Source organism: Pseudarthrobacter sp. MDT3-1 (assembly GCF_054510755.1).
In genome coordinates, this window is sequence record NZ_JBTNDX010000009.1 from 1 (window position 1) to 25,298 (window position 25,298).

23 protein-coding genes and 1 tRNA gene are annotated in these 25,298 nt (G+C 64.4%); 10 read left to right on the forward strand and 14 right to left on the reverse strand.

What is annotated here, in order from left to right; all coding sequences use genetic code 11:
* The first annotated feature begins 117 nt into the window (after nucleotides 1-117).
* Nucleotides 118-762 (forward strand): GNAT family N-acetyltransferase, encoded by a 645-nt coding sequence (locus ACX80X_RS08710; protein WP_459311774.1) that lies wholly within the window; start codon nucleotides 118-120, stop codon nucleotides 760-762.
* Between the two features lie 317 nt (nucleotides 763-1,079).
* Here ACX80X_RS08710 and ACX80X_RS08715 read toward each other — a convergent pair whose 3' ends face one another.
* Both ACX80X_RS08715 and ACX80X_RS08720 read right to left on the reverse strand, forming a co-directional pair.
* Nucleotides 1,080-2,510, reverse strand: coding sequence for a PhoH family protein (locus tag ACX80X_RS08715; RefSeq protein WP_252602367.1), 1,431 nt, complete (start codon nucleotides 2,508-2,510; stop codon nucleotides 1,080-1,082).
* Nucleotides 2,511-2,750: 240 nt separating this feature from the next.
* Nucleotides 2,751-3,512 (reverse strand): isoprenyl transferase, encoded by a 762-nt coding sequence (locus ACX80X_RS08720; protein ID WP_252602442.1) that lies wholly within the window; start codon nucleotides 3,510-3,512, stop codon nucleotides 2,751-2,753.
* Between the two features lie 154 nt (nucleotides 3,513-3,666).
* Here ACX80X_RS08720 and trhA point away from each other — a divergent pair, with 154 nt between their 5' ends.
* A complete protein-coding gene (trhA, locus tag ACX80X_RS08725; protein ID WP_240484314.1) occupies nucleotides 3,667-4,389 on the forward strand; it encodes a PAQR family membrane homeostasis protein TrhA in 723 nt (240 codons plus the stop codon).
* 39 nt (nucleotides 4,390-4,428) lie between these two features.
* Here trhA and ACX80X_RS08730 read toward each other — a convergent pair whose 3' ends face one another.
* Nucleotides 4,429-4,788, reverse strand: a complete 360-nt coding sequence (locus ACX80X_RS08730; RefSeq protein ID WP_252607810.1) for a hypothetical protein — start codon at nucleotides 4,786-4,788, stop codon at nucleotides 4,429-4,431.
* 114 nt (nucleotides 4,789-4,902) lie between these two features.
* Entirely contained in the window at nucleotides 4,903-5,808 is a 906-nt protein-coding gene (mca, locus tag ACX80X_RS08735) for a mycothiol conjugate amidase Mca (protein WP_459311776.1), read from the reverse strand.
* Nucleotides 5,809-5,951: 143 nt separating this feature from the next.
* Here mca and ACX80X_RS08740 point away from each other — a divergent pair, with 143 nt between their 5' ends.
* The gene (locus ACX80X_RS08740; RefSeq protein ID WP_252602373.1) at nucleotides 5,952-6,410 is read left to right on the forward strand and encodes a DUF4307 domain-containing protein; all 459 of its coding nucleotides are present in this window, start codon (nucleotides 5,952-5,954) and stop codon (nucleotides 6,408-6,410) included.
* A 152-nt stretch (nucleotides 6,411-6,562) separates the two neighbouring features.
* Nucleotides 6,563-7,057 carry a transcription elongation factor GreA gene (gene greA, locus ACX80X_RS08745; protein ID WP_056343498.1) on the forward strand — a complete coding sequence of 165 codons (495 nt, stop codon included), beginning with the start codon at nucleotides 6,563-6,565 and terminating at the stop codon, nucleotides 7,055-7,057.
* Nucleotides 7,058-7,110: 53 nt separating this feature from the next.
* Here greA and ACX80X_RS08750 read toward each other — a convergent pair whose 3' ends face one another.
* The 4 genes from ACX80X_RS08750 to ACX80X_RS08765 are packed head-to-tail and all read right to left on the reverse strand — an operon-like array spanning nucleotide 7,111 to nucleotide 11,338.
* Nucleotides 7,111-7,728 carry a rhomboid family intramembrane serine protease gene (locus tag ACX80X_RS08750; protein WP_459311778.1) on the reverse strand — a complete coding sequence of 206 codons (618 nt, stop codon included), beginning with the start codon at nucleotides 7,726-7,728 and terminating at the stop codon, nucleotides 7,111-7,113.
* An 8-nt stretch (nucleotides 7,729-7,736) separates the two neighbouring features.
* Nucleotides 7,737-8,975, reverse strand: a complete 1,239-nt coding sequence (ilvA, locus tag ACX80X_RS08755) for a threonine ammonia-lyase (RefSeq protein WP_104060985.1) — start codon at nucleotides 8,973-8,975, stop codon at nucleotides 7,737-7,739.
* A 49-nt stretch (nucleotides 8,976-9,024) separates the two neighbouring features.
* Complete coding sequence (locus ACX80X_RS08760; RefSeq protein ID WP_252602378.1) at nucleotides 9,025-10,338, reverse strand: AI-2E family transporter; 1,314 nt, start codon at nucleotides 10,336-10,338, stop codon at nucleotides 9,025-9,027.
* 40 nt (nucleotides 10,339-10,378) lie between these two features.
* Nucleotides 10,379-11,338: an aldose 1-epimerase family protein gene (locus ACX80X_RS08765; protein WP_252602381.1), complete on the reverse strand. Its 960-nt coding sequence runs from the start codon at nucleotides 11,336-11,338 to the stop codon at nucleotides 10,379-10,381.
* Between the two features lie 150 nt (nucleotides 11,339-11,488).
* Here ACX80X_RS08765 and galT point away from each other — a divergent pair, with 150 nt between their 5' ends.
* Complete coding sequence (galT, locus tag ACX80X_RS08770) at nucleotides 11,489-12,661, forward strand: galactose-1-phosphate uridylyltransferase (RefSeq protein ID WP_252602384.1); 1,173 nt, start codon at nucleotides 11,489-11,491, stop codon at nucleotides 12,659-12,661.
* Nucleotides 12,662-12,696: 35 nt separating this feature from the next.
* Nucleotides 12,697-13,893, forward strand: coding sequence for a galactokinase (gene galK / locus ACX80X_RS08775; protein ID WP_374210051.1), 1,197 nt, complete (start codon nucleotides 12,697-12,699; stop codon nucleotides 13,891-13,893).
* 101 nt (nucleotides 13,894-13,994) lie between these two features.
* Here the strand turns inward: galK and ACX80X_RS08780 are convergent, their stop codons facing one another.
* Nucleotides 13,995-14,894, reverse strand: coding sequence for a Bax inhibitor-1/YccA family protein (locus tag ACX80X_RS08780; RefSeq protein WP_252602387.1), 900 nt, complete (start codon nucleotides 14,892-14,894; stop codon nucleotides 13,995-13,997).
* A gap of 501 nt (nucleotides 14,895-15,395) precedes the next feature.
* Here ACX80X_RS08780 and ACX80X_RS08785 point away from each other — a divergent pair.
* From ACX80X_RS08785 to ACX80X_RS08800, 4 genes are read left to right on the forward strand one after another with little or no spacing between them, the layout of a single operon-like run.
* Nucleotides 15,396-16,679 (forward strand): branched-chain amino acid ABC transporter permease, encoded by a 1,284-nt coding sequence (locus ACX80X_RS08785; RefSeq protein ID WP_374209956.1) that lies wholly within the window; start codon nucleotides 15,396-15,398, stop codon nucleotides 16,677-16,679.
* 9 nt (nucleotides 16,680-16,688) lie between these two features.
* Nucleotides 16,689-17,657 (forward strand): branched-chain amino acid ABC transporter permease, encoded by a 969-nt coding sequence (locus tag ACX80X_RS08790; RefSeq protein ID WP_056343518.1) that lies wholly within the window; start codon nucleotides 16,689-16,691, stop codon nucleotides 17,655-17,657.
* Nucleotides 17,654-18,691: an ABC transporter ATP-binding protein gene (locus ACX80X_RS08795; RefSeq protein WP_252614995.1), complete on the forward strand. Its 1,038-nt coding sequence runs from the start codon at nucleotides 17,654-17,656 to the stop codon at nucleotides 18,689-18,691. The genes ACX80X_RS08790 and ACX80X_RS08795 overlap by 4 nt, the downstream gene beginning before the upstream one ends.
* Nucleotides 18,688-19,458, forward strand: coding sequence for an ABC transporter ATP-binding protein (locus ACX80X_RS08800; RefSeq protein WP_252607804.1), 771 nt, complete (start codon nucleotides 18,688-18,690; stop codon nucleotides 19,456-19,458). Before ACX80X_RS08795 ends, ACX80X_RS08800 begins: the two co-directional genes overlap by 4 nt.
* Before the next feature lie 179 nt (nucleotides 19,459-19,637).
* On the opposite strand, the gene ACX80X_RS08805 is transcribed toward ACX80X_RS08800, so the two are convergent.
* The 5 genes from ACX80X_RS08805 to ACX80X_RS08825 form a co-directional block, all read right to left on the reverse strand.
* The gene (locus ACX80X_RS08805; RefSeq protein WP_252602399.1) at nucleotides 19,638-20,984 is read right to left on the reverse strand and encodes an ABC transporter substrate-binding protein; all 1,347 of its coding nucleotides are present in this window, start codon (nucleotides 20,982-20,984) and stop codon (nucleotides 19,638-19,640) included.
* 225 nt (nucleotides 20,985-21,209) lie between these two features.
* Nucleotides 21,210-21,283: transfer RNA gene (locus ACX80X_RS08810), tRNA-Leu, on the reverse strand.
* 20 nt (nucleotides 21,284-21,303) lie between these two features.
* The gene (locus ACX80X_RS08815) at nucleotides 21,304-22,248 is read right to left on the reverse strand and encodes an N-acetyltransferase (protein ID WP_252607802.1); all 945 of its coding nucleotides are present in this window, start codon (nucleotides 22,246-22,248) and stop codon (nucleotides 21,304-21,306) included.
* Between the two features lie 107 nt (nucleotides 22,249-22,355).
* A complete protein-coding gene (locus ACX80X_RS08820) occupies nucleotides 22,356-23,855 on the reverse strand; it encodes an NAD(P)/FAD-dependent oxidoreductase (RefSeq protein ID WP_252614996.1) in 1,500 nt (499 codons plus the stop codon).
* Nucleotides 23,856-23,893: 38 nt separating this feature from the next.
* On the reverse strand, nucleotides 23,894-25,270 hold the full coding sequence (locus ACX80X_RS08825) for a S8 family serine peptidase (protein ID WP_252602407.1): 1,377 nt from the start codon (nucleotides 25,268-25,270) through the stop codon (nucleotides 23,894-23,896).
* Between the last annotated feature and the right edge of the window lie 28 nt (nucleotides 25,271-25,298).

A 25,298-nucleotide genomic window follows, 5' to 3' on the forward strand; every position in this document is an offset into this window, starting at 1 on the left:
AGAAGGGGGATTAACAGCCGTTGTTATGTCGCACCCATAACAAAAACACCGGAATCCTGCGGAAGTCAGTCGAACACCATCACCCCATGTCCAGAGTCCTGGGGCTAGGCTTCCCTGATGACCGCGCTGACTTCCATCTGGCCCCTCTTCGGCCTCGAGTTGACCACACCCCGACTAGTGCTGCGTCCCATCGCCGACGCCGACATTCCCGCCGCAGTTGCAGCGGCCGCCAGCGGAGTCCACGAACCCGGCAGGAGCCCCTTCAGCACTCCGTGGACGGAACTGCCGGCGGAGTCCTTAGGGCACAACATGGCGCAGTGGTACTGGCGTTGCCGCGGCCAGGCCACACCCGAGGACTGGACCCTGCTCCTTGGCATCTGGTACCAGGACGAATTCATCGGCTGCCAGGACATCGGTGCCAAGGACTTTGCCACCCTCAAGACCGTCAGCACCGGCTCCTGGCTCAAGCAGTCCCTCCACGGCCAAGGGCTCGGCACGGAGATGCGGGCCGCCGTCGCGCTTTACGCGTTCGACTGGCTCGGCGCCGAAGTGGCCGAATCCGAAGCCGCCGCCTGGAACGCCGCCTCCCTGGGCGTGTCCCGCTCCCTCGGCTACGAACTCAACGGCACCAACAGGCAATCCTGGGGCGGCAAGGCCGTCGAAGTCCAAAAAGTGCGCCTCACGCCCGCAACCTTCAAACGCCCCGACTGGACCCTCCAAGTAGAAGGCCACGAAGCGGCGGCTAAGTTCCTCGTCGGCTGAGGGTGGTTGGGTCCGCCAGGTAGAGGTCCTTCGCCGTCGCTTAGACACGACGCATAGGGGCTCCGCCGGTCGCTAAGCGACCTCTGGGCCCGATGCGCCGCGATGCGCTCCTACGCGAAGAACCCCCACCTGACGTGTGCGCCGGTCACCGCCGTTCAAGGAGGGCCTCGGGCCTTCTCGTAGGAGCGCATCGCCGACCAAAGCGGCGCGAAGGTCGCCCAGCGACCGTAGCAAAGCGGCGGGAGGTGTCTAAGCGACGGAGAAGGGCCGTGGCCCGACGAACGGAACCACGGCCCCTCACCTAACGGAACGCAGGTCTAGATTTCGGCGCCTTCGAGGAGCTCTGTTACCAGGGCTGCGATCGGTGACCTTTCGGAACGGGTCAAGGTGATGTGGCCGAAGAGGGGGTGTCCTTTCAGGGTTTCGACGACGGCGGCGATACCGTCGTGCCGACCGACGCGCAGGTTGTCACGCTGGGCGACGTCGTGGGTGAGGACGATCTTGGAGTTCTGGCCGATGCGGCTCATCACGGTGAGGAGGACGTTCTTCTCGAGCGACTGGGCCTCGTCGACGATCACGAAGGCGTCGTGAAGGGAACGGCCGCGGATGTGGGTCAGCGGCATGACCTCGAGCATGCCTCGGTCCATAACTTCCTCCACGACTTCCTGACTGACCAGGGCGCCGAGCGTATCAAAGACCGCCTGGGCCCAGGGGTTCATCTTTTCCGACTCGGAGCCGGGCAGGTAGCCAAGTTCCTGTCCACCCACGGCGTAGAGCGGACGGAAGACGATCACCTTGCGGTGCTCGCGGCGTTCCAGCACGGCTTCCAGACCGGCACACAGGGCCAGCGCGGATTTGCCGGTGCCGGCCCGTCCGCCAACCGAAACGATTCCGACGGCGGGGTCCATCAGCATGTCGATTGCGAGCCGCTGTTCCGCCGATCGTCCGTGGAGCCCGAATACGTCCCGGTCCCCCTTGACCAGCCGCACCTGCTTGTCAGCGCCCACCCGGCCCAGGGCTGAGCCCCGGTTGGAGAGGATCACCAGCCCGGTGTTGACCGGCATTTCCGCGGCCGCGGGAATGAAGACCGGCTCGTGGCCGTACAGGGTGGAAATTTCTTCCTCGCTGGCTTCCACCTCCGCGACGCCGGTCCAGCCCGAATCCTTCACGAGCTCGTTGCGGTATTCGTCGGCAGTAAGTCCCATGGCGGAGGCCTTGACCCGCATGGGGAGATCCTTCGACACCACGGTGACGTTCCGGCCTTCATTGGCCAGGTTCTTGGCCACAGCCAGGATGCGGCTGTCGTTGTCTCCGCTGCGGAAACCCAAGGGGAGCACGTCGGCGGAAATGTGGTTCAGCTCCACCAGGAGGGTGCCGCCCTCGTTTCCGATGGGGATGGGTTTGCTCAAGCCACCGTGTTTCACCCGGAGATCATCGAGCAGCCGGAGCGCCTTGCGGGCAAAATAGCCCAGTTCGGGGTCGTGCCGTTTCCCCTCAAGTTCCGTGATGACAACAATCGGAACAATGACTTCGTGCTCGGCGAAGCGCAGCAGCGCCCGTGGATCCGAGAGCAGGACGGAGGTGTCAATGACGAACGTGCTAATGGTGGCGTCCCTTCCGGAGACAGCAAAACCGGCCGCAGATGTTTCGTCTGCTGCACCGGTTTGTGAGGTGGCTCGCGTGGCGCGAGAGGTAGCTTTCTGTCCCTGGTCAAAAACGGCTTCGGGCAGTTGTTCAGAATTAGCCACATCGACTCCAGCCCCGGGCACGCCCGGAATTGTTATTGGTGAGGCGGCTCGGCCTGGAGGCCGGGTCCGGCCTCCCATACAACCGGTGCGAAATTCGCTCCATGTACTGGCCTCCCCGATCAGCCGGCGTATTTGCCTGCTGATGGATATAACGTAAATCCCTGCCCAGTAATTTCCGGTGCCATCCGTCGGCGATTCCTGTTACCGGCTTGTGAATTCCGGATGAACGGACCGGCCGGATCAGGTCCCGAAGCGCCGCTGCCTGCCGGCGTAGTCCCGAAGGGCGCGGAGGAAGTCCACTTTTCGGAAGGCGGGCCACAAGGCCTCGCAGAAGTAGAACTCGCTGTACGCGCTCTGCCACATCAGGAACCCGGACAGCCGCTGCTCCCCGGAGGTTCTGATCACCAGGTCCGGATCCGGCTGGCCGCGAGTGTAGAGGAAACGGGAAATATCGTCCACGGACAGGGTGTCAGCGAGCACCGAAATGTCAGAGCCCTTGGCGACGGCGTCGTGAAGCAGCTCCCGCACGGCGTCAACGATTTCGCGGCGTCCGCCGTAGCCCACCGCAACGTTGACGTGGATCTTTTCGCGTACCGGAGTGCGGGCAGTGAGCTTGTTGAGCCGTTCCGCCAGGTAGTCGGGCAAGAGCTCGGGGGCGCCCATGGCGTTGACCGAGATGTTGGCGTCATCGTCCAGGCGGTCCAGGGTGTTGGCAATGATCCCCATCAGAAGGTCCAGCTCCTCGCTGGACCGGCTCATGTTGTCCGTGGACAGCATGTAGAGCGTGACCACCTTGACCCCAAGCTCCTGGCACCATCCGAGGAATTCATGGATCTTGTCCGCGCCGGCCTGGTGGCCCTGGCTGGTGGGTGCGTTGAACTGTTTGGCCCAGCGGCGGTTGCCATCCACCATCACGCCGATGTGATTGGGAATGCGGCCGCCGGCCAACTCGCTGAGCAGCCGCCTCTCGTAGAAGCCATAAAGGAACCCGCGCAATTCCACGAGGAGACTCACCTGACTTCCGTTGCTGTTCGACGGCATTGCACATCCTAGGCTACCGTCCGGGACCGGGACCGGCGTGACGGGACGTTCCCGGATGACCTGCCATGATTGTTACCCATGAGTAACTTATCCAAAGAGAGGATATTCTGAAGCCATGAACAGCCAGACTCCTGACGGCCCCCGCGCGCCCTCTGCGGACCACGGCCACAGCCCCTTGAACGACGCCGCCGTCCGGCTGGCCGAGCTCCTGATGATCAAGCCCAAGTGGCGCGGCTGGATCCACACCGTCACGGCTCCGCTGGCCCTGGCAGCGGGCCTCGTCCTCGTGGTCCTCGCCCCCACTACGGACCGCAAGATCACCTCGGCCATCTACGCTGCCACCGGCGTCCTGCTTTTTGGCATCAGTGCCATCTACCACCGCGGCAACTGGTCTCCGGGCGTGAAGATTGTCCTCAAGCGTCTGGACCACACCAACATCATGCTGGTCATCGCCGGCAGCTATACTCCCCTGGCCTGGTCGCTGCTGGAACAGCCCAAGGCGGTCCTGCTGCTCTGGGTCATCTGGTCCGGGGCCATTCTGGGCGTGCTGTTCCGGCTGCTGTGGACGGACGCGCCGCGCTGGCTGTACGTGCCCATCTACATCGCCCTGGGCTGCGGGTCGCTGTTCTACCTGCCTGAGTTCTTCGCGGCCAGCGTCCCCGCCGCCGTCCTCATCTGTGTGGGCGGCGTACTGTACATCACCGGCGCCGTGTTCTACGCGCTGAAGAAACCCAACTTCAGCTACGAACACTTTGGCTTCCACGAACTGTTCCATGCCCTGACGGTTCTGGCCTTCGCAGCACATTTCACGGCGATCGCCATCGCAGTCCTCAGCTGAACTGTCGAGGCCGGTAGGAACGCGGGGGTCCGGCCCGCTTCAGTCGCGGGGCTGGGGCCGGTCGGCGGCCTGGCCGCGACCGTTGTCTTCGAGGCCTGCCTTGTCGCCGGACGCATCCGTGTCGCCGGCAACACCGAGGCCGTCGTGGCCGTCCGCAGCTTCAATGTCCGCGGCCTCGGCCGCTGCCTGGCGTTCCTCTTCCACCTGCGCCCGGTAGCGGACGCGGCGGATGCGGCGGACCATGTCCACAATCAGCAGCGTGGTGGCCAGCACAAAGAAAGCCGTCATGATAAAGCCCCACAGGCCCGGGGTGATCTGGTCCTCGGAGATGCCCTCACGCAGGCCGGGCGTCGGCAGCGGTGAGGGCGTGGTGGTCAGGGCGAGGAGCAAGTGGTGCACGGTTCAAACCTTCTGTGGAAACTGATGGGCAGCCAGCCGGGGATTCCGGAGGCGGGTCCGCGGGGTCCGGACCAGCCCACTGCTTTTCTACACGGCATAGAATATGCTGCCGCTCTATCTTAGCCCGGCGAAAAGGTCCTTTTCGGGAAATTCCGCGGGGACCCTGGACTCGATCAGGGAGTAGTCTTCCCACGGCCACACGCGGCGCTGCATCTCGGCCGACACGGCAAAGAAGAAGCCCAGCGGATCAACCTGCGTCCGGTGCGCGCGGAGTGCGTCGTCGCGGGCCTCAAAAAAGTCCCCGCAGTCGATCTGCGTGGTGGTGGCATGGGCACCCTGTGGCGGGGTGTGGCCTTCCGCGTCCGTTTCCAGCCACGCGGCCAGCCGCTGGGCGTACGGGGACTGCAGGCCTGCTTCCTCGAGGGCAAAATGCAGTGCGCGGAACCGGTCCGGGCTGAAGGCCCTGTCGTAATAGAGCTTGCTGGGTTCCCAGGCCGCTCCGGCGTCGGGATACCTGCTGGGGTCACCGGCAGCCGCAAATGCCTCCACTGCCACCCGGTGCGCCATGATGTGGTCCGGGTGCGGGTATCCCCCGTTTTCGTCATAGCTGACGATCACCTGCGGCTTGAAGTCCCGGACCAGCCGCACCAGCGGCGCCGCGGCGCGCTCCAGCGGCTGGACGGCGAAGGATCCGGCAGGCAGCGGCGGCAGCGGATCGCCCTCGGGCAGCCCGGAGTCCGTGAATCCCAACCAGCGCTGCTGGATGCCCAATACCTTGGCCGCCTGGTCCATTTCCAGCCGGCGCGCCCCGGCCATGTCCCGCTTGGGATGCGGCTCGGCTTCCACGGCAGGGTTCTGGATGTCTCCGCGGGATCCGTCGGTGCAGGTGGCCACCATGACTTCCACTCCGGCGGCGGCGTACATGGCCATGGTCGCGGCACCCTTGCTTGACTCGTCGTCCGGGTGAGCATGCACGGCTAGCAGCCTCAGCGTTGCCGGGGTATTGGTGGACGCTGTCATCGAGGACGGCTCCTTATTCTTCTGCGGCTGCTGTGACGGCCATTGGACTGAGGACTTGCATGACTGGACGGACGGGACAGCTGTGCCGGGGGTGCTGATCCGGCCCGGACGGCCACGGCCTGGAACCGAACTAAACTGGACTGGTGACTACCCAGGATCAGCCCGCCGCGTCCCCGCCTGCAGACACTAGCCTAGCCAATCGTTATGGCAGTAAAAAGCAGCCCCTCCCGCGTGCGGTCAAACGTGGCATTGCCGTAGCGGCGCTGGCGGCCGGAGTGGGGTTTATGGCCTGGGTCTCCACGTCCTCAGCCGGCTCTGACGTGACGTTCAAGGACATCGGTTTCAGCACCACCGATGCCACGGCGACCGAGGTTGATTTCCAGGTCACCCGGGAACCAGGGACGGCCGTCAAGTGCGCCGTCAAGGCCCTCGACTCCAAGTTCGCCGTGGTGGGCTGGAAAGTAGTGGACATCCCGCCCGGGAAAGCTGACGGAACGGCCGACGGCGGCAGGACAGTTTCGCAGCGCGTGACACTCCGGACGGAGTCCTTGTCAGTTTCCGGCGTGGTGGACGACTGCTGGATTCCGAGTGCCGGGACGTAGCGCCGTGTGATCTATGCCCCATCCCGGGTTGGGTATGTCCAGAGTTTTGACTACAATGGGTCAATACCTTTACCCCGCTGAGCTGGTTGCTGAGTTCCATACGTGGCCACCGTTGCGGGGTCTTTTGCATGTACGACCATTAGGAGAAGTCCGTGTCTACCACCAACAGCGCGCCTGCAGCCTGGCTCACCCAGGAAGCTTTTGACCGCCTGAAGGCAGAGCTGGACCACCTTTCCGGCCCTGGCCGTGCGGAGATCGTCCAGAAGATTGAAGCTGCCCGGCAAGAGGGCGACCTAAAGGAAAACGGCGGCTACCATGCAGCCAAAGAAGAGCAGGGCAAGATCGAAGCCCGGATCCGCCAGCTGACGGCCCTTCTGCGCGATGCCCACGTAGGCGAGTCCCCCGCTGACGACGGCATTGTGGAGCCCGGCATGCTCGTTGTTGCCCGGATCGCAGGCGACGAAGAGACATTCCTGCTGGGGTCCCGCGAAATCGCCGGCGATTCAGACCTGGACGTGTTCAGTGAGAAGTCACCCCTCGGCGCCGCAATCGTCGGCCACAAAGAGGGCGCGAAGCTCAGCTACACGGCTCCGAACGGCAAGGACATCACGGTGGAGATCCTCTCCGCCAAGCCTTACGCAGGCTGACGCTTCACACTGATCGTTTCAGGCTAACCAAGCCTGGCCAACGCCGGTCCCCGTCAGGGGGCCGGCGTTCTTGTGTGCTTGGGGCGCAGCAACAGGGCAGCGGCAACTCCGCCTGCCGCGCCGCCGAGGTGCGCCTGCCAGGAGATGTAGATGCCCATGATGGGCAGCACCCCCAGCAGGATGCCTCCGTAGACCATAAACAGCACCACGGCGAGCAGGATCTGGCGCCAGCTGTGGTTGAAGAAACCCCGTACCAGGAGGAAGGCGAACAATCCGAAAACCAGGCCGGAGGCGCCAACGGTAATGCCGCCGTCGCCAATCAGCCACACTGTCAGTCCGGAGCCCAGCCAGCTGAACCCGAGGGCCGTCAGGAACACCCTCACGCCGGAGAGGAACACCAGGAAGCCGAAGACGACCAGGGGCAGGGCATTGGACAGCAGGTGGTTCAGATTGGCGTGCAGCAGCGGGAACGTCAGGATGTCCAGAAGCCCGTCCGCGGACCGGGGGCGGAGCCCGAAAGTCCGGTTCAGGGCATGCAGGGTCAGCATGTTGAACAGTTCGATCACAAAGAGCACGGCCACAAAGCCGCCGGCCACCAACAGTCCGCCCTTCGCCCGCGAGGCTGTGGTTTCCCGGTTCCGCGGCTTTCCGTCCCCCATCGCGTCAAGCATGGCTGCTCCTAATGCACCACAATGGGCTGGAAACCCTCGGCACGAAGGGCGCCGAGGACCTGCTCACAATGTTCGTGGCCCTTGGTTTCGAGGTTCACGGTGATGGAAACGTCGCCCATGCTGATGGAGCCGCCAACACGCGTGTGATCCAGGCCCGTGACGTTCGCATCGTTTTCGGCGATGATGCGGGCGATGGTGGCCAGCGAGCCCGGCCGGTCATCCAGCATCATCCGGACTGTCATGTAGCGCCCGGCGGCGGACAGGCCCCGCTGGATGACTTTAAGCATCAGCATCGGATCGATATTGCCGCCGGACAGGATCACGGCCGTGGTCCCGGGGTTTTCGATTTTGCCGTCCATCAAGGCCGCAACTCCAACCGCCCCGGCGGGTTCCACCACCATCTTGGCCCGCTCCAGCAGGAAGATCAGGGCCCGCGCCAGGGAATCCTCGCTGACCGTGACAACATCATCCACCAGCTCGCGGATGATGCTGAAGGGCAGCTGTCCGGGCCGCCCCACCGCAATGCCGTCAGCCATGGTGGACACTTTCTTCAGCGGAACCAGTGCGTCGGCGGCGAGTGACGGCGGATAAGCCGCAGCATTTTCGGCCTGGACACCGATGATGCGGATTTCCCGGCCAAGTTCCCTGGCCCGGGCCTTGACGGCGACAGCAACTCCGGCCAGCAGCCCGCCGCCGCCCACACCCATCAGGATGGTGTCCACATTGGGGATCTGCTCGAGAATCTCCAGGCCGATGGTTCCCTGGCCGGACACCACATCAACATTGTCGAAAGGGTGCACAAAGACCATGCCGGACTCATCGGCGTAGCGCTGCGCCTCGGCGAGGGCCTCATCCACGTTGTGGCCGTGGAGGATCACCTCCGCACCGTGGCTGCGCGTGGCCGCCAGTTTCGGGAGGGCTACGCCCAGCGGCATGTAGATGCGGGCCTTGATGCCCAGGCTTTTGGCGGCTACGGCCACGCCCTGTGCGTGGTTTCCGGCTGACGCGGCCACAACACCGCGTTTTTTGTCCTCAGCCGAGAGCTTGGCCATGCGGACATAGGCACCGCGGACCTTGAACGATCCGGCCCGCTGCAGGTTTTCGCACTTGAAGAAGACGTCGCCGCCAACCATCCCGCCCAGGGCCCGTGACGATTCCACCGGGGTCCGCATAATAATCCCCTCGAGCAGCTTCTGCGCCTCCAGGACATCGTCCAGCGTGACGGGAAGGGTTTCAAGGGTGTTCACGGACTTATGCTCCTTGGGTGGATACGGCTCCGGCGCCTTGGCTCATGTTTCAGGCCTGGGCGTCCGGATTGGCTGCTTCTGTGCTGGCTGCGGCGTCCTTGCCGCGCTTGGGCTTGAAGCCCGGCAACCGGACGTCCCTGATGGAGTCATCATGGTCCGGACCTGGCGTCACCGGCCCTCCGGGGGTTGCCAGCACCTGTTCATGTTCCCATGTTCTGGCCGCGATGTAGCGAATTGCGGAGTTTGCTACGGCGAGGATGGGGACTGAGAACAGCGCGCCGGGGATGCCCGCAAGGTACGAACCCGCCGCCACAGAGAGGATGACCGCCACCGGGTGCAGGGCCACGGCCTTGCCCATCACGAGGGGTTGCAGGATGTGGCTCTCCAGCTGCTGGACCAGCAGGACGATAGCCAGCATGATCAGGGCGTTGACCGGCCCGTTGGCCACCAGGGCCAGGAGCACGGCGATGGCCCCGGTCACCAGGGCACCGACTACGGGGATAAAGGAACCGATGAACACAAGCACGCTCAGGGGCAGGGCAAGCGGCACCCCGATGATGGCCGCGCCGGCGCCGATGCCTACCGCGTCAACAAACGCAACAAACATCTGGATCCGTGCGTAGCTGACCATCGAAGCCCAGCCCTTGCGTCCGGCACCGAACGTTGCCGCACGCGCTTTCTTCGGGAGGAGGCGGACCAGGAAGGCCCAGATCCTGTCGCCTTCGAGCAGGAAGAAGATCAGGATGAACAGGGCCAGCACCATTCCCGCGGCGAAGTGGCCTGCGGTGCTGCCGAAGGACAACGCACCGCTGAGGATGCTGCTGCTGTTGTTCTGGAGTGCGGCGGATGCTTCCTTGAGGTACTGGTCGATCTGGTCGGCGGTGAGGTGCAGGGGTCCTTCGGCCAGCCAGTCCTGGACCTGCCTCACGCCCGTCAGCGCCTGGGACCACAGTTCCCCGAATCCTGCGGCCAGCTGGCGACCCACCAGGGCAAGGGCGCCAGCAATCACGCCGATGAACCCCAGCACCGTGATGGCCACCGCGGCGCCGTTCGGAAGGCGCCTGCTCCGCAGCCAGCGCACCACCGGGCTCAGCAGTCCGGCCAGGAGCGCGGCCACCATAACGGGGATAATCAGGAAGCTGATCCGGCTGAGCAGCCAAATCAGGGCGCCGGCCATCAACAGGATGAGACCAAGCCGCCAGGCCCACGACGCAGCGATCCGGATACCGTAGGGAATGTCCTTCTCAAGCTCCCGGTCCGCCCGCACCCGGGCCGGACGGACGGGTTCCACAGGCCGGACCGTGTCCGGTACCGTGCCTGTGGGCGTTGAATCGGGTGGTGTGGCGTCCTCGGCTGGCGTCATAGCCTAATACTTCCTCAGCACAGGCCCTTATGCGAAACGGCTACCCGGCCCCGCCCAGGACAGCATCAATCCCCCAGGTCATCGTGAACGATTCTCCTGCCGGGAGCCAGCGCAGCCCGTCACCCGAGTTGAAGGCGTTGGCTGGACCGGTCATGGGTTCGATGGCCACCGCCCTGGGCCTGCCGGGCAGCTCAGTTGTCACAAAGATGTGGACGTAGCCGCAGGATTCGTCCTGCCACAACGTGACACTGCGGCCGTCAGGTGCGCTGAGCACATGGCGGGCCGCACCGCCGTCGAACGTCAGGTCAGTGAGGGCGACATCGATCTCAAGGTCCCCCACCGTTTGGCCGCTGCGGAAGTCACTGTCCCCGCTGACGGGCTCCGAGCTCCGCGGAATCAGGCGCTGGTCCGCCACCAGTCGGGTGCCGGCGGCGACGGTCAGGGTCAGGTGGTCCACGTCCGCGTCGCCCAGCCGCAGGTAAGGGTGGGCGCCCAGGACGAACGGCGCTGACGTGTTGGAATCGTTGATCAGCGTCTGGCGGACTTCCAGGCCAAGGTCCTCACCGAGAAGGTACTGGACACGGTGCCGCACCAGGAAGGGGTAGCCATGCTGCGGGAAGACCGTCGCCTCGAGGGTCACGGAATATTGCGATTCATCAACCAAGCTGTAGGCGGAGTTGCGGAGCAGTCCATGGCTGGCGTTGTTCCGTGAAACCTCCGTGATGTCCAGTTGCTGCTTCTTACCGTCCAGGTACCAGAGCCCGTCCTCCACCCTGTTTGCCCAGGGGGCGAGGGTGATCCCGGCGGCGCCGGGGGAAATCTCGGCGTCCCCATAGGTCTCGGTGAGCTGGACACCGGCGCGGCTGTAGAGCCGCAGGCCGGCCGCCAACTCAGTCACAACGGCCAACGCGTCACCCCTGCGGAGTTCGTACTGCCGGCCGGTGGCGTAGGTCTGGAATCCGGCGGGAATGCTCGCGTCCGGGGTTGCACTCGAAGTCATGAGCACCACCGTAACAGGGGGCAAGGACAGCCTGCCATCACCGCGAAATGTTCTCTTTTGTGTGAAACTATTCATTTTTGAGCGAAATATGGGATGATCGAGGCAACGGACGCCCGGCACCTCCGGCACCAGCACGCAAAGGACCCCGCCATGACAGGTATCACCACCACCACGCTCGCCGATGGCCGGGAGCTGATTTATTTCGACGACGGCGCCACTGCCCAGCCCCGCACGGCGGCCACCACCACCGATCACCGGCCCTTGCCCGAGCGCGGCGAGCCTGGCGAAGTACGCTTCGATGCCCTCACCGACGAATGGGTGGCCGTCGCGGCGCACCGGCAGTCCCGCACCCACCTCCCGCCTGCCGACCAGTGCCCCATCTGCCCCACCACACTGAACAACCCCTCCGAGATCCCAGCACCCGACTACGACGTTGTGGTGTTTGAAAACCGCTTCCCGTCGCTGGGCCCGGCTGTGGGCCCAGTGCCGTCCACTCCGGCCTGGGGCACCACCGGACCCGCGTACGGACGCTGCGAAGTAGTGGCGTTCACTCCCGAGCACACGGGATCGTTCAGTGGCCTGGGTGAGGCCCGCGCCCGGACTGTAGTTGAGGCGTGGGCGCACCGCACTGAAGTCCTCAGCAAACTGCCGGGGATCAAGCAGGTGTTCCCGTTCGAAAACCGCGGGGCCGACATCGGCGTCACCCTCCACCACCCGCATGGCCAGATCTATGCGTACCCCTACGTCACGCCCCGGGCAGGGGTCATCGGAGCGGCCGCACGCAAGTTCTATGATGGGTCCGACGGGCGGCAGACGCTCACGGGCTCGCTTCTGCGGGCGGAACGCGAGGACGGGAGCCGAATGGTGATGGAGGGCGAGAATTTCAGCGCCTACGTGCCGTTCGCTGCCCGCTGGCCGCTGGAAATCCACCTGGTGCCGCACCGGCAGGTACCCGACCTTGCCGCCTTGAGCGGTGAGGAAAAGGATGAACTGGCCCATGTCTACCTTGACCTGCTCAAACGGCTCGATGCCCTGTATCCGACGCCGACGCCCTACATTTCCGCCTGGCACCAGGCCCCTCTTGACGACCTCCTGCGCCCCGCCAGCTACCTGCACCTCCAGCTGACGTCGCCCCGCCGGGCAGCGGACAAGCTCAAGTTCCTGGCCGGCTCCGAAGCCGCCATGGGCGCCTTTATCAATGACACCACCCCGGAAAGCGTGGCGGAGCGGCTCCGTGCCGTGGTGGTTCCGGAGTCCAGCCCCGTCCCTGCAGCAACCGTCCCTGCTGCTCTGGGGGCCCTGCCTGAAGGAGTACACGCGTGAGCGCCTCCCCTGACGCGTCGACTGCCCGGACCCCTCTGACCAACCCGGCGGAACCGGGCACTGAGGACCGGGATACAGCGCAGCCCGGCACGGCGGACCTGGCCGCCCGCTTTGGGCAGGAGTTCGGCAGGCTTCCCGACGGCGTCTGGCAGGCACCGGGACGCGTTAACCTCATCGGCGAGCACACCGACTACAACGAGGGTTTTGTGCTCCCGTTCGCGATCGATCGGACCGCCCGGGTGGCTGTTGCAGTCCGTCCGGACTCCATGGTCAGGCTCCTCTCCACTTATGGTGACCACGGCATGGTCACCGCTGACCTCGGCTCTTTGGACGCGGCTTCCGCCAAGGGCTGGACGAAGTATCCGCTCGGTGTGATGTGGGCGTTGCAGCAGCAGGGCATCACCGTTCCGGGGGTGGACCTGCTGCTGGATTCCAACGTCCCCCTGGGCGCCGGCCTGTCCTCATCGCACGCCATCGAATGCGCGGTCATCTCAGCCCTGAATGATCTGACGGGAGCGGGACTTGAACCCGAGGAGATGGTCCTCGCCACCCAGCGCGCAGAGAACGACTTTGTCGGCGCCCCCACGGGCATCATGGACCAGTCAGCGTCGTTGCGCGGATCCAAGGGGCACGCAGTCTTCCTGGACTGCCGCGACCAGAGCGTTCAGCTGGTTCCCTTCGAAACAGAACCTGCAGGGCTGGTGATGCTGGTGATCGATACCAACGTCTCCCACTCCCATGCCGACGGCGGGTACGCTTCCCGTCGCGCGTCCTGCGAACTGGGCGCCGAGGTCCTGGGCGTCAAGGCACTGCGTGACGTCCGGATGGAGGACCTGGAAGAAGCCGCCGGCCTCCTGGACGAGGTCACCTACCGGCGCGTGCGCCATATCGTGACCGAAAACGACCGCGTGCTGCAGACCGTGGAGCTGCTGGCCAGTGCGGGCCCCATTTCCATCGGCGCGCTGCTGGACGCCAGTCACGTTTCCATGCGGGACGACTTTGAAATCTCCTGCCCGGAGCTGGATCTGGCGGTGGCCACCTCCCGCGCCAACGGCGCAATCGGCGCCCGGATGACCGGCGGTGGCTTCGGCGGGGCCGCCATCGCGCTCACCCCGGTGACGTCGGAGCAGCAGGTGCGGGCCGCCGTCGTGCGTGCCTTCGAAGAAGCCGGCTACAGGGCCCCTGACATCTTCACGGTGACCCCTGCAGCGGGAGCCATGCGCATTTCGTAGCGCTGATACCGCAAAAAGAGGGCCCCGCCTGATGCGAAATGCATCGGTGGGGCCCTCTTCTTGTGAGTGCGAATTACGACGGCGGATGCCGGGTTTTGTTGTCAGTCCTCGCCGCGGAGGATGGCCAGGACGCGGATGATCTCCACGTACAGCCAGACCAGGGTGACCGTCAGGCCGAAGGCCGCGGTCCAGGAGAAGCGCTGCGGCGCACCGCTCTGAACGCCGGCTTCGATGCTGGTGAAGTCCATGACCAGGGAGAACGCGGCCAGGCCAATGGCCAGGATGCCGATGACAACACCAATGATGCCGCTGCGCAGGCCGAACGGTTCCGTCGTCATACCCGTCATCATCATGACTAGGTTGACCACGGAGAACAGGCCGTAACCCACCAGGGCGATCATAAAGAACTTCATGGCCTTGGGAGAGGCGCGCACCTTGCCGCTCTTGAACAGGAGCAGCGTCACGGTGAACACGGACAGCGTGCCGATGACGGCCTGCAGGCCGACTCCCGGGTACATCAGGTCAAGCACGCGGGTGAGGCCGCCGAGGAACAGGCCTTCGAGCCCGGCATAGGCCAGGATCAGGGCCGGCGAAGGCTGCTTCTTGAACGTGTTGACCAGTGCCAGGACGAAGCCGCCCAGCGCACCGACGATCATCAGGATGCTGGCCAGCCCCATGCTGACGAACAGGGTCACCGCGGCACCGGCCAGCAGGACTCCGAGGCAGGCAGCAGTCTTGACGATGACGTCGTCGTACGTCATCCGGCCGGTGTCCGCGGGACCTGCGGCCGGCTGGTTGTACATCTGGCGCAACTGCTCATCGGTCATGTTCTGCTGCTGGCCCCAGCCGTTCTGGGGATCCATGACCTGGCCGGGAGCCCGCTGGCCGTAAGGCTGCTGGCCGTACTGGGTCTGTCCGTAGGGCGCCTGCGGGACAGGCGGTGCCTGGGTGGCTCCACGGAAATTTTTTCCGTTGAAGATCGGGTTTCCGCCAAGTGCCATTGCTGGTGTCCTCCAAGTAAGGGGGTGGGTTGCTGAACTTAAGGTTCACGTTACCAACTTCCACGTGCCCGCGCTTCAATAAGTTCCCCATCCATGGCGCCGAAACGCAACCGTGATGCATCCGAGTGGACGGTCGCTCGCGCCCCCGGGCCGCGCGTAGGCCAGACCGCCCCCTGAGGAATACTGCTGATCAACAGAAGTTTCTTTGCGAACACTTTGCCAATGCGCCATGGCTGTAGCGCAGTTGTTATGCGATCGCTACCCGACGGCCTCCCCCCCAGCCTAAAATTTGCCTCTGACGAGCTGTAACATAAACCACACACGGTGACGGATATCACAATCAGGCCCCCAACCTGCAGAAAGCACCACTATCCGTCCCGTGACGTTTGCAGTGGTTGCAATGGCGCATCCCTGGCCACCCCACCCAAGTGGAGGATTTTAATTTTGAGAAGTACACCCAAAGGCTCGCCGCACAGACGGCCGGGCGGATTGCTGAAAGTGATAGGGGCCGTCTTTGCCTCTGTCGTGGCGATACTGCTCGTCGTCGCCCCGGCATCACAAGCCACTTCGCCGTCTCCGACACCATCCCCGTCGCTTACGACCTTCCAGAACAACATCAGCGGCTTCCTTCGGGATGACGCGCGCGCCCCCATCGCCGATGTGACCATAACCGCTAGGAGCGGGGACTTCGAAGGGACCGCCACATCCGCGGCCAACGGGTCCTGGAGCATCGGTGTCCCTGTCCAGGGCACCTATGAGATCGAGCTGGACGAATCGACCCTGCCAGAGGGCATCAGGCTCGCAGAAGGCCAGGAAAACCCCCGCAGTGTCACGTTTAGCCAGACCTCCAACCTCTCGGTGATTTTCGCCTTCGGTGAGGGCATCGTGGTGCAACAGCAGGACTTCGGCCAGAATCTCCTCAACCGGCTCGTTGCTGGGCTGAGCTTCGGTCTCCTGCTGGCACTGGCCTCCGTGGGACTTTCCCTGATCTTCGGAACCACGGGGCTGACTAACTTCGCCCATGGGGAAATGGTCACCCTGGGCGCCGTACTGGTCTTCGCCTTTAACGCCATAGGCCTCCCCTTCTGGCTTGCCTTGATCCTTTCGCTCCTCGGCGGCGGCCTCTTCGGCTACGTCCAGGACGCCGGACTCTGGAAGCCACTTCGCCGCCGCGGAACGGGCCTGGTGCCCATGATGATCGTCAGCATCGGACTCGCCCTCGCCGTCCGGTACGTCATCCAGTTCTACTTTGGCGGCGCCACGCAGCAACTGCCCTTTGCCCAGAGCGCCGAGATCCAACTGGGTCCGGTATCCATCTCTCCCAACAACCTGTGGTCGCTCATCATCAGTGCAGTGGTGATCGCCCTGATCGGAATCGTCCTCTTGAAAACCCGGCTGGGCAAGGCCACCCGCGCGGTGGCTGACAACCCGGCGTTGGCGGCCGCCTCCGGCATCGACGTCGACTCGGTCATCCGGATCGTCTGGGTCACCGGCGGCATGCTCGCCTCCCTCGGCGGAATCCTGTGGGCCTACTACCGGCCGGGCGTGACCTTCGACATGGGTTCGCAGATCCTGCTGCTCATCTTCGCCGGCGTGACCCTGGGCGGCCTCGGCACCGTCTTCGGCGCCCTCATCGGGTCCATCATCGTCGGCATCTTCGTAGAGCTGACCACCGTTTTCGGCCTCGCTGCCGACCTCAAGTATGTGGGAGCACTGTTCATCATGATTGTTGTCCTCTTGTTCCGGCCCCAGGGCATCCTGGGCCGTCGCGAGCGCGTGGGTTAGGAGACAGCCATGGATTTCGGATTCATTTTCTCCAGCGCTGCCAGCGAACTCTTCAGCCCGACCACCGCGGCCTATGCTCTTGCGGCCCTCGGACTGGCAGTCCACTTCGGCTACTCCGGCCTGCTGAACTTTGGCCAGGCCGGCTTTATGGCGGTGGGCGCCTACGGCTTCGCCATCTCGACGCTCACCTTTGGTGTGCCCTTCTTTGTGGGACTGGTCATCGCCGTGATCTGCTCGGCTATCTTCGCGATGCTCCTGGGCATACCGACCCTGCGGCTGCGCGCGGACTACCTGGCTATCGTCACGATCGCAGCCGCGGAAATCGTCCGCTATATTGTCACGACCAACCAGCTGACCGCCGTGACCGGTTCGGCCAACGGCCTGGCCGCCTTCGAAGGCGGGTTCTACGCAATGAACCCGTTTCCGGCGGGTTCGTACATGGGCATGAATAACCGGGACTTCTTCATCCGGATCGTCGGCTGGGGCCTCGTCATCATCTGCTGCACCCTGGTGTGGCTGCTGATGAGGAGCCCCTGGGGCCGCGTACTCAAGGGCATCCGCGAGGACGAAAACGCGGTCCGGTCCCTCGGCAAGAACGTGTACGCCTACAAAATGCAGGCCCTCATCATCGGTGGCGTGCTCGGCGCCCTGGCGGGCATGATCTTTACGCTCCCCCGCGGCGCAGTCCAGCCGGCCAACTACGGCACCGAACTGACGTTCTTCCTGTACACCTGCCTGTTGCTCGGCGGCCTCGGCACGGTGCTGGGACCCGTCATCGGCGCGATGATCTTCTGGGTGGTGCTGTCCCTCACACAGGGCATCCTGTACGGCCTGATCGAATCCGGCGCCGTCACCTGGCTGAACACAGTCCAGGCCGGCCAGCTGCGTTACATCCTTGTGGGTGTCGCACTGATGCTGCTGATGATCTTCAGGCCCCAGGGCGTCTTCGGTAACAAGAAGGAGCTGGCGTTCGCATGAGCACGCATAGCGAAGAACCCCGTCCGTCGGAGAAAATTGACTACATGACGGACACGCGTCCGATTGCCGCCGGGGACACTGCTCCCGGCTGCAAGAAGCGCGATCCGATCGTGGTGGCGGCAAACGTCACCCGCAGCTTCGGCGGCATCAACGCCGTCGACGTCGAATACCTGGAGATCCCGCGGCACAAGATCACAGCGCTGATCGGCCCGAACGGTGCAGGTAAGACCACCCTCTTCAACCTGCTGACCGGATTCGATATGCCGAACTCCGGCAAATGGGAGTTCGAAGGCAATAGCCTTGCCGGGGTTTCACCCTACAAAGTGGCACGAATGGGGATGGTGAGGACCTTCCAGCTGACCAAGGTCATGGGCAAGCTCACCGTCATGGAGAACATGCGGCTCGGTGGCTCGGAACAGCCCGGTGAGCGCCTCTCCAAGGCCCTGTTCAAGGGCCTCTGGGGCGGCCGGGAAAAGGAGATCACTGCCCAGGCGAACGTCCTGCTTGAGAAGTTCAAGCTGGACGCCAAGAAGGACGACTACGCTGCCTCGCTTTCCGGAGGCCAGCGGAAACTCCTGGAAATGGCACGTTCGCTGATGGTCAGGCCCAAGCTGGTCATGCTGGACGAGCCCATGGCAGGCGTCAACCCGGCGCTGACCCAGTCCCTCCTGGACCACATCAAGAACCTCAAGGCTGAAGGCATGACCGTGCTTTTCGTGGAGCACGACATGAACATGGTGCGCCATATTGCCGATTGGGTGGTGGTGATGGCGGAAGGAAAGATCGTCGCCGAGGGCCCTCCTGGCGAAGTCATGAAGAATCCCGCCGTCATCGACGCTTACCTGGGAGCCCATCACGACGTGGACCTTGGCGACACCGAGGGCATCAAGGAACTTGCAGCCGAGCTGGAAGCCGATGAGGAGTCGATTGTCGGTACTGAGAACGCGGGCATCATCGCCATCGATGTGCTCGAGCAGGAGCTCGAGGAGAATCGTGCGGAAGAACAACGTCGCAGAGAAAAGGACACAGAATGAGCGCCACGAGTGCGGCTCCCGCTGCCGGTAGCGCAGCAACCGACGATTCGGTCGTCAAGGTAACAAACCTCGTTGCCGGCTACCTTCCCGGTGTGAATATCCTCAACGGTTGCAATATCGAGGCTCGCAAGGGCGAACTGATCGGCATTATTGGTCCTAACGGCGCCGGCAAATCGACGCTTCTCAAGGCCATGTTCGGTCTGGTGAAAGTCCATTCGGGCACCGTTGTGGTTCGTGGCCAGGACATCACCGGACTCAAAGCCAACAAGTTGGTGACCAAGGGCGTGGGATTCGTCCCGCAGAACAACAACGTGTTCGCCACGCTGACTATCGAAGAGAACATGCAGATGGGCATGTTCCAGCGCCCCAAAGACTTCGCCGAGCGCTTTGATTTTGTGACCAGCCTGTTCCCCGAGCTCGGCAAGCGCCGGGCCCAGCGGGCCGGGTCGCTCTCCGGCGGCGAACGTCAGATGGTGGCCATGGGACGCGCGCTGATGATGGAGCCCGCCGTCCTGCTCCTTGATGAGCCCTCCGCCGGCCTCTCCCCTGTCAAGCAGGACGAAACCTTCCTGCGGGTGCACGAGATCAACCGGGCAGGGGTTTCGGTGATCATGGTGGAACAGAATGCCCGCCGTTGCCTCCAGATCTGCGACCGCGCCTACGTGCTGGACCAAGGAAGGGACGCCTACACGGGAACCGGGCGGGAACTGATGAAGGACCCCAAGGTGATCCAGCTGTACCTCGGCACCTTGGCGGACGAGGTCTAAGCCATCTCCGTCCAGCCGCCGCCAGGAGCTGCAGAAGGGCCGTCACCGTCCGGTGGCGGCCCTTCTGCAGGCCTGCCGTGGTTCCCCGGTGCCGTCTGGGTGCCTCACCCCCTCGCGCACACAAAGAGAACCCCCGCCCGGTGCAACCCGGGCGGGGGTTCTTTGTGGAGGAAGCGGCTTTACAGCTTGCCGAATTCTTCCTTGGACGGTGCGTACTTGTTATCGTCCTGGTACTCGTAGATGCCGATGTAGGCTTCCGTCGGGTCGCCGGCGTCAGAGAACGTCACCGGACCTGACTGGCCGTCGTAGTCGATGTCCTTGCCGTTGCGGAGCAGCGTGACACAGGAGGCGAAGTCGGTGCACTTCTCACCCGACTCCGAGACCGCCTTGAGCTGCTTGGCAATCTCAACGCCGCTGGTGCTCTTGGCGGCTTCAGTGGCAAGGGCGATCAGGTTCACAGCATCGTAGGATTCACCTGCGTAGCTGTAGTCCTTCAGTGCCGGATCAATGGCGAGCAGTTTCTGCTTGAACGCCTCCTTGGCGAACGTGCCAGGGATGGTTCCCTGGGCGCCCTTCAGGGTCCCGGCCTGGAAGTCCTTGCTGTAGTCGGAGGTGTTGCCGTCCACAAGGAACATCTGGGTGGGCTTGACACCCTTGCCCGTCATCAGCGGCACGATGCTCTTGGCCTGGTCAAAAGTGATCAGGGCGATCGCGTCAGGCTTGGCCGCGATGACCTTGTCCACCTGGCTGCTGAACTGGGAGTCACCCTCGTTGAACAGCTCTTCCGCAACCACTTTGCCACCAGCTGCCTCGAAGGAGGACTTGACGTTGCTGGCAAGGCCGGTTCCGTAGGCGTCGTTGAGTACGATCATGCCCACAGTCTGTGCACCACAGGTGGCCATGTAGTTGCCCAGGACCTTACCCTGCAGCACATCTGAAGGCGCAGTACGCCAGTAGAGGCCCTTGTCATCCCAGGTAGTGAAATCCGGGGAAGTATTGGCGGGCGAGAACTGGATAACACCGGCACCGGTGATCTGGTTGATGACCGTCTTGGAGACACCGGAAGACGCGGCACCAATGATGGCGCTGACGCCCTGGCCGAGGAGCGCACTGGTGGACTGCGTGGCGATGTCTGTCTTAGTGTCGCCGGAGTCACGGTGGATCACTTCCACAGGCTTGCCCAGGACACCCCCGGCATCATTAACTTCCTTGACGCCAAGATTCACACCCGCGATTTCGGGCGGCCCGAGGAAGGCCAGGGAGCCGGTGGTGGGGAGCAGGGAACCCAGCTTGAGCGGCGTTTCCGTGACGGTGGTTGCAGGCGGAACAGCGCCTCCAGCGCCTGCCTTTGCTGTGCTTCCGGGGGCCGCGCCGGGAGCGGGGCAGGAGATCCCAGTTGCTGACGTGGTGGTTTCTGTCGAGCTCGGGGTGGAGGTACCACCACAGGCTGTAACCAGAAAGGCGACGCCGACGCTAAGCGCTGTGAGCTTAGCAAGACGGGGTGCCGCCGGGGAAAGTGAAATCATTGACAATCTCCTGGATCGAAAGGTGCGAACGGCCTTTGACGCGGATGATCAGGTGTTCCTGATTTAACTTCAAGCTAATGCATATCTTCGGCGGATATAAGTGACTGAGGTCACATCCTTATAACAGTCGTTGCATATGCGAAATCAATGAACGGGAGAGGACTGTTGAGATCACGCGGGAGGCGCGGAAGGGCGCATCAGGAGGAACTCCCTAGGGAGAATTTGTACCCCAGGTGGGACTCGAACCCACAACACGCGGATTTTAAGTCCGCTGCCTCTGCCAATTGGGCTACTGGGGCGCCCGGTCAATGGTATCCCGTCATTCGCCCGCAAGCGGTGCGGCGTACCGGAACGTCCCGTGGACCCCGCCGGGCCAGGCCGCCAGCGGGAGCAGCTGGAAGTGGTCGCCCCACGTTTCGTCGGGCGGCAGGACGCCGAAACTTGTAGCCGGCACGAAGCCGAAGCGTGGGTAGTATTCGGTGCTGCCCAGCAACGCAATCCCGCCCTCCCCCGCCGCATTGGCCCGGGCGATGGTGTCATTCATGAGGGCGCTGCCGATCCCATGGCGCTGCAGCCTGGGCGTCACCCCGATGGGCCCGAGCCCCAGCAACCCGTAGTCGCCCACCCAGCCGCGGGTGCTGATCACATGGCCGACTATTTCGTCGTCGAGCACCGCCACCACGCTGAACCCGGGCAGGTAGTCCTCGCACTCGAAGAGTCGGCGGAGCACGTCCACCTCCTCGGGCTCCCCCTCCACCGGCAGGCCCGTGACCGGGGAGACCGCGAACGCCTCGCCCGTCAACGCGAGGATCTTGTCCCTGTCCGCGGCCGTCTCGTTCCTGAGCAGCAGCTCGGGCCGCGGCACGTGCCGGCTGGCCGCTGACAGCTCAGCTAGGGCTTCGACGGCGCGTGGTGCGTCCGCCACCGGCACCAGCAGGTGGTCGTGGTGGAAGCCGGCCAGCACGTTGCAGCTGATCCTGGCGTCGGTCAGGGCCTTCCCGACGGCGGCGGTCAGGCCAACAGCCTCCAGCGCAGAGTGCACTTCCAGGGTGATCCAGGCCGCCACAAAGTCGTAGTGCAGCCCCAGGCTGTCTGCCCTTTCCCGCGGCAGGACGACCGTCAGGCCCTCGGCCTCACGGACGGCAGCTTCGATGCCGGGCTCTAGCGGCCTGCCATGCGGCCACAGGACGTAGACGTACTCCCCCTCCCGCAGTACCGGTTTCAGGGTTGCCAGCAGGGTCTGGAGGTTCTTTTCGCCAGTCATGCTGCCAGTCTAGAAGGGACACCAGGCGGGAAACGCCAAAACGGCGGCTATCCCTCAAGGGGACAGCCGCCGTCGGGCGTTACAAATGCTGGTTCGAGATGCCGGTGTTACTTGGCGTCCGCGGTGACCGACTGCTTGGGGTCCACGCGGGTGGCCTCGGCGGAGCCGGGCTTTGCCGCTCCGGCGGATGCCTCGGGCGCGCTGGCCGCCGGGGCAGGAGCAGCCGCAGCCGGCTTGGGAGCCGGTGTGGCAGCGGCCACGAAGGCACCGCGCGGGTTGTCGAGGTCGATCAGCTGGGTGGTGTCGCGGCCCATAAAGAACGCGAGGATCCAACCCATGATGACGCGGACCTTGCGCTCCATGGTGGGCATGGCCATACCGTGGTAGCCGCGGTGTGCCAGCCACGCGAGCGGGCCCTTGAGGCCGATGCGGCCCAGGATGTTGATGTTGGCAACGCCCTTCCACTCGCCGAAGCCGGCCACAGCACCCAGGTTCTTGTGCTTGTAGTCCTTCAGCGGCTTGTCCCAGCGCGAAGCCCACAGGTTCTTGGCGAGACGCTTGGCCTGGCGAAGTGCGTGCTGGGCGTTCGGGACGCAGGTGCCGTCCGGCAGGCCGCTGCCCGTGAGGTCCGGCACGGCGGCGATGTCGCCGGCGGCCCAGGCGTTGTCAATGATGCCTTCATCACCGGCGATGCGGAGGTCCGGCAGAACGCGGACGCGGCCGCGGGGTTCCAGCGGGAAGTCGGAGGAGCGGATCATCGGGTTGGCCTGCACGCCGGCAGTCCAGACGAGGGTATCGGCTTCGAATTCCTGGGCGAGGGACTTGTCCGGGAGGTTGATGAGCTTCAGGGAGCCCTCAGCGCTGTCCAGGGAGGTGTTCAGCAGAACCTCGATGCCGCGGCTGCGGAGGTGCTCCACAACCCATTCGGCCTGCGGTGCCGTGACCTCCGGCATGATGCGGCCCATGGCTTCAACCAGGACGAAGCGTACTTCTTCCTGGCGGATGCGGGGGTTGTTCTTGACCGCGGCGCGGGCCAGGTCTTCCATTTCGGTGATGCACTCGATGCCGGCGAAGCCGCCACCGACAACCACGAATGTCAGTGCCTTGGCGCGGGCAGCGGGGTCCGCGATGGTGGACGCGGCCTCGAGGCGCTCCAGCACCTTGTTTCGAAGGGCCACAGCCTCTTCGATGGTCTTCAGGCCGATGCCCTTGTCCGCCAGGCCCTTGATGGGGAACGTGCGGGTGATGGCGCCTGCGGCCACCACGATGTCGAAGTAGGGGATCTCGATGTGCTCTCCGCCGTCCGCGGGCGCCACGACGGCGGTGCGGTTGGCGTGGTCGATCGAGGTGACGCTGCCCTGGATGAGTTCAGTCTGCTTCAGGTGCTGGCGGTGCGAGACCACCGCGTGGCGGGCCTCGATGTTGCCGCCGGCCACTTCGGGCAGGAAGGGCTGGTAAGTCATGTAGGGCAGTGGATCCACGAGGGTGACGATGCCACCGGCATTCGCGATCTTCTTCTGCAGTTTGAGTGCTACGTACAGGCCGACGTACCCGCCGCCGACGACGAGTACCCTGGGACGGTCCTGGAGCTCTGGGGTGGTTGCCATGATTTAAGGATACAACAGTTTGTGAAAATCTTCACTAACTACGATTTGCCGCCTGAATCAACGGTTTGGAACGCGCCGGTATCGGGTTCCTCGCGCGCCGCTCCGGGGTTTCGGGCAGCCCTCCGCAGCTGGAGGACTGCTGCCCCGATGATCACCACAAAGAGGATCACTGAACCGATCACGACGGCGGCGCCAACGGCACTGTCACGCTGTGAGGGCGCCTCCGCCGCGGGCACAGTGGGCTCGGGCAGCGTGGGAACGGCACTGGCCACTTCGTCGGTGGGCACCGGTGCCGGCGCACCAAGGTTGCCGCGGCGGTGCACGCGGATCCAGTCCGAGATGGAGCCGAGCGGGTTGGCGGCGGCTTCCGGGACGGAGTCCTTCAGGGCGGCCTCGGCGTTCAGCACGCCAAAGCCGTACAGCGGGTCTTTTCCGGCAGGACCGGCATCCTTGGCCGTGCTGACGATCCGGTTGATGACCTGCTTGGCGCTCATCTCCGGCCACTTGGAACGGATGAGTGCGGCCACACCGGCAACGATCGGGGCAGCTCCGGATGTTCCCGCCCATTCTGCGTAGCCGCCGCCCGGCAGCCCGCCCAGCAGGTTTTCAGCCGGGGCCGCCACACCGATGCTGATCCCCTGGGAGGACGAGTCGACGCTCGCTGTACCCTTGCGGTCCAGGCCGGCGACGGTGAGGACGCCGGGGATGGTGGCGGGAGCCCCGACCTGGAGGTTGCCGCCTATCCGGTTTCCGGCGGCGGCCACGATCACCACATCCTTCTGCTCGGCATAGAGGAAGGCAGCGTCCCAGCTCTGGGGCCACTGCGGCGTGGCGCTGCCCAGCGAAATGTTAATGACTTTGGCCCCGTTGTCCACGGCCCAACGGACCGCTTCCGGGATCTGGTCCTGATCGCTCTTGCCCGCGGGGTTGGCCGATCCCAGCCACGTTGACACGGACAGGATCTCAGCTTCAGGAGCCACGCCAATCATGCCGTCCGGTCCGCCTGCGGCAGCGGGGCCGGGACTGGGCGAAGCGGTGGCGCCGGCGGGCTGGTGGCCGCGGCCGGCCAGGATGGTGGCTACCAGGGTCCCGTGTTCCGGCTTGACCCCCAGGCTTTTCTGCCCGTTGGGGCTGCCGGCCCCGGACGCGTCGAAGCCTCCGGTGACGGCGCCCTTCAGGTCAGGGTGCTGGGCATCCACGCCGCTGTCGATCACCGCGATCTTGACTCCGGCGCCCTTGGAAACTTCCCAGGCCTTCGTAATTCCGGCTTCGCCAAGCCAGTACTGCTTGTCCCGTTCAGCGTCGGCCATGGCCGCGGGCGCCAGGGTCAGTCCTGCGGCCACGCTGACGCCTGCAAGGGTCATCGCCAGGAGAGCTGACGCGGCCCGGCGGAACCGTGCTGTTGCTCTGGTCATGTGGGTTCCCATGCTTTGGTTGGCTGAA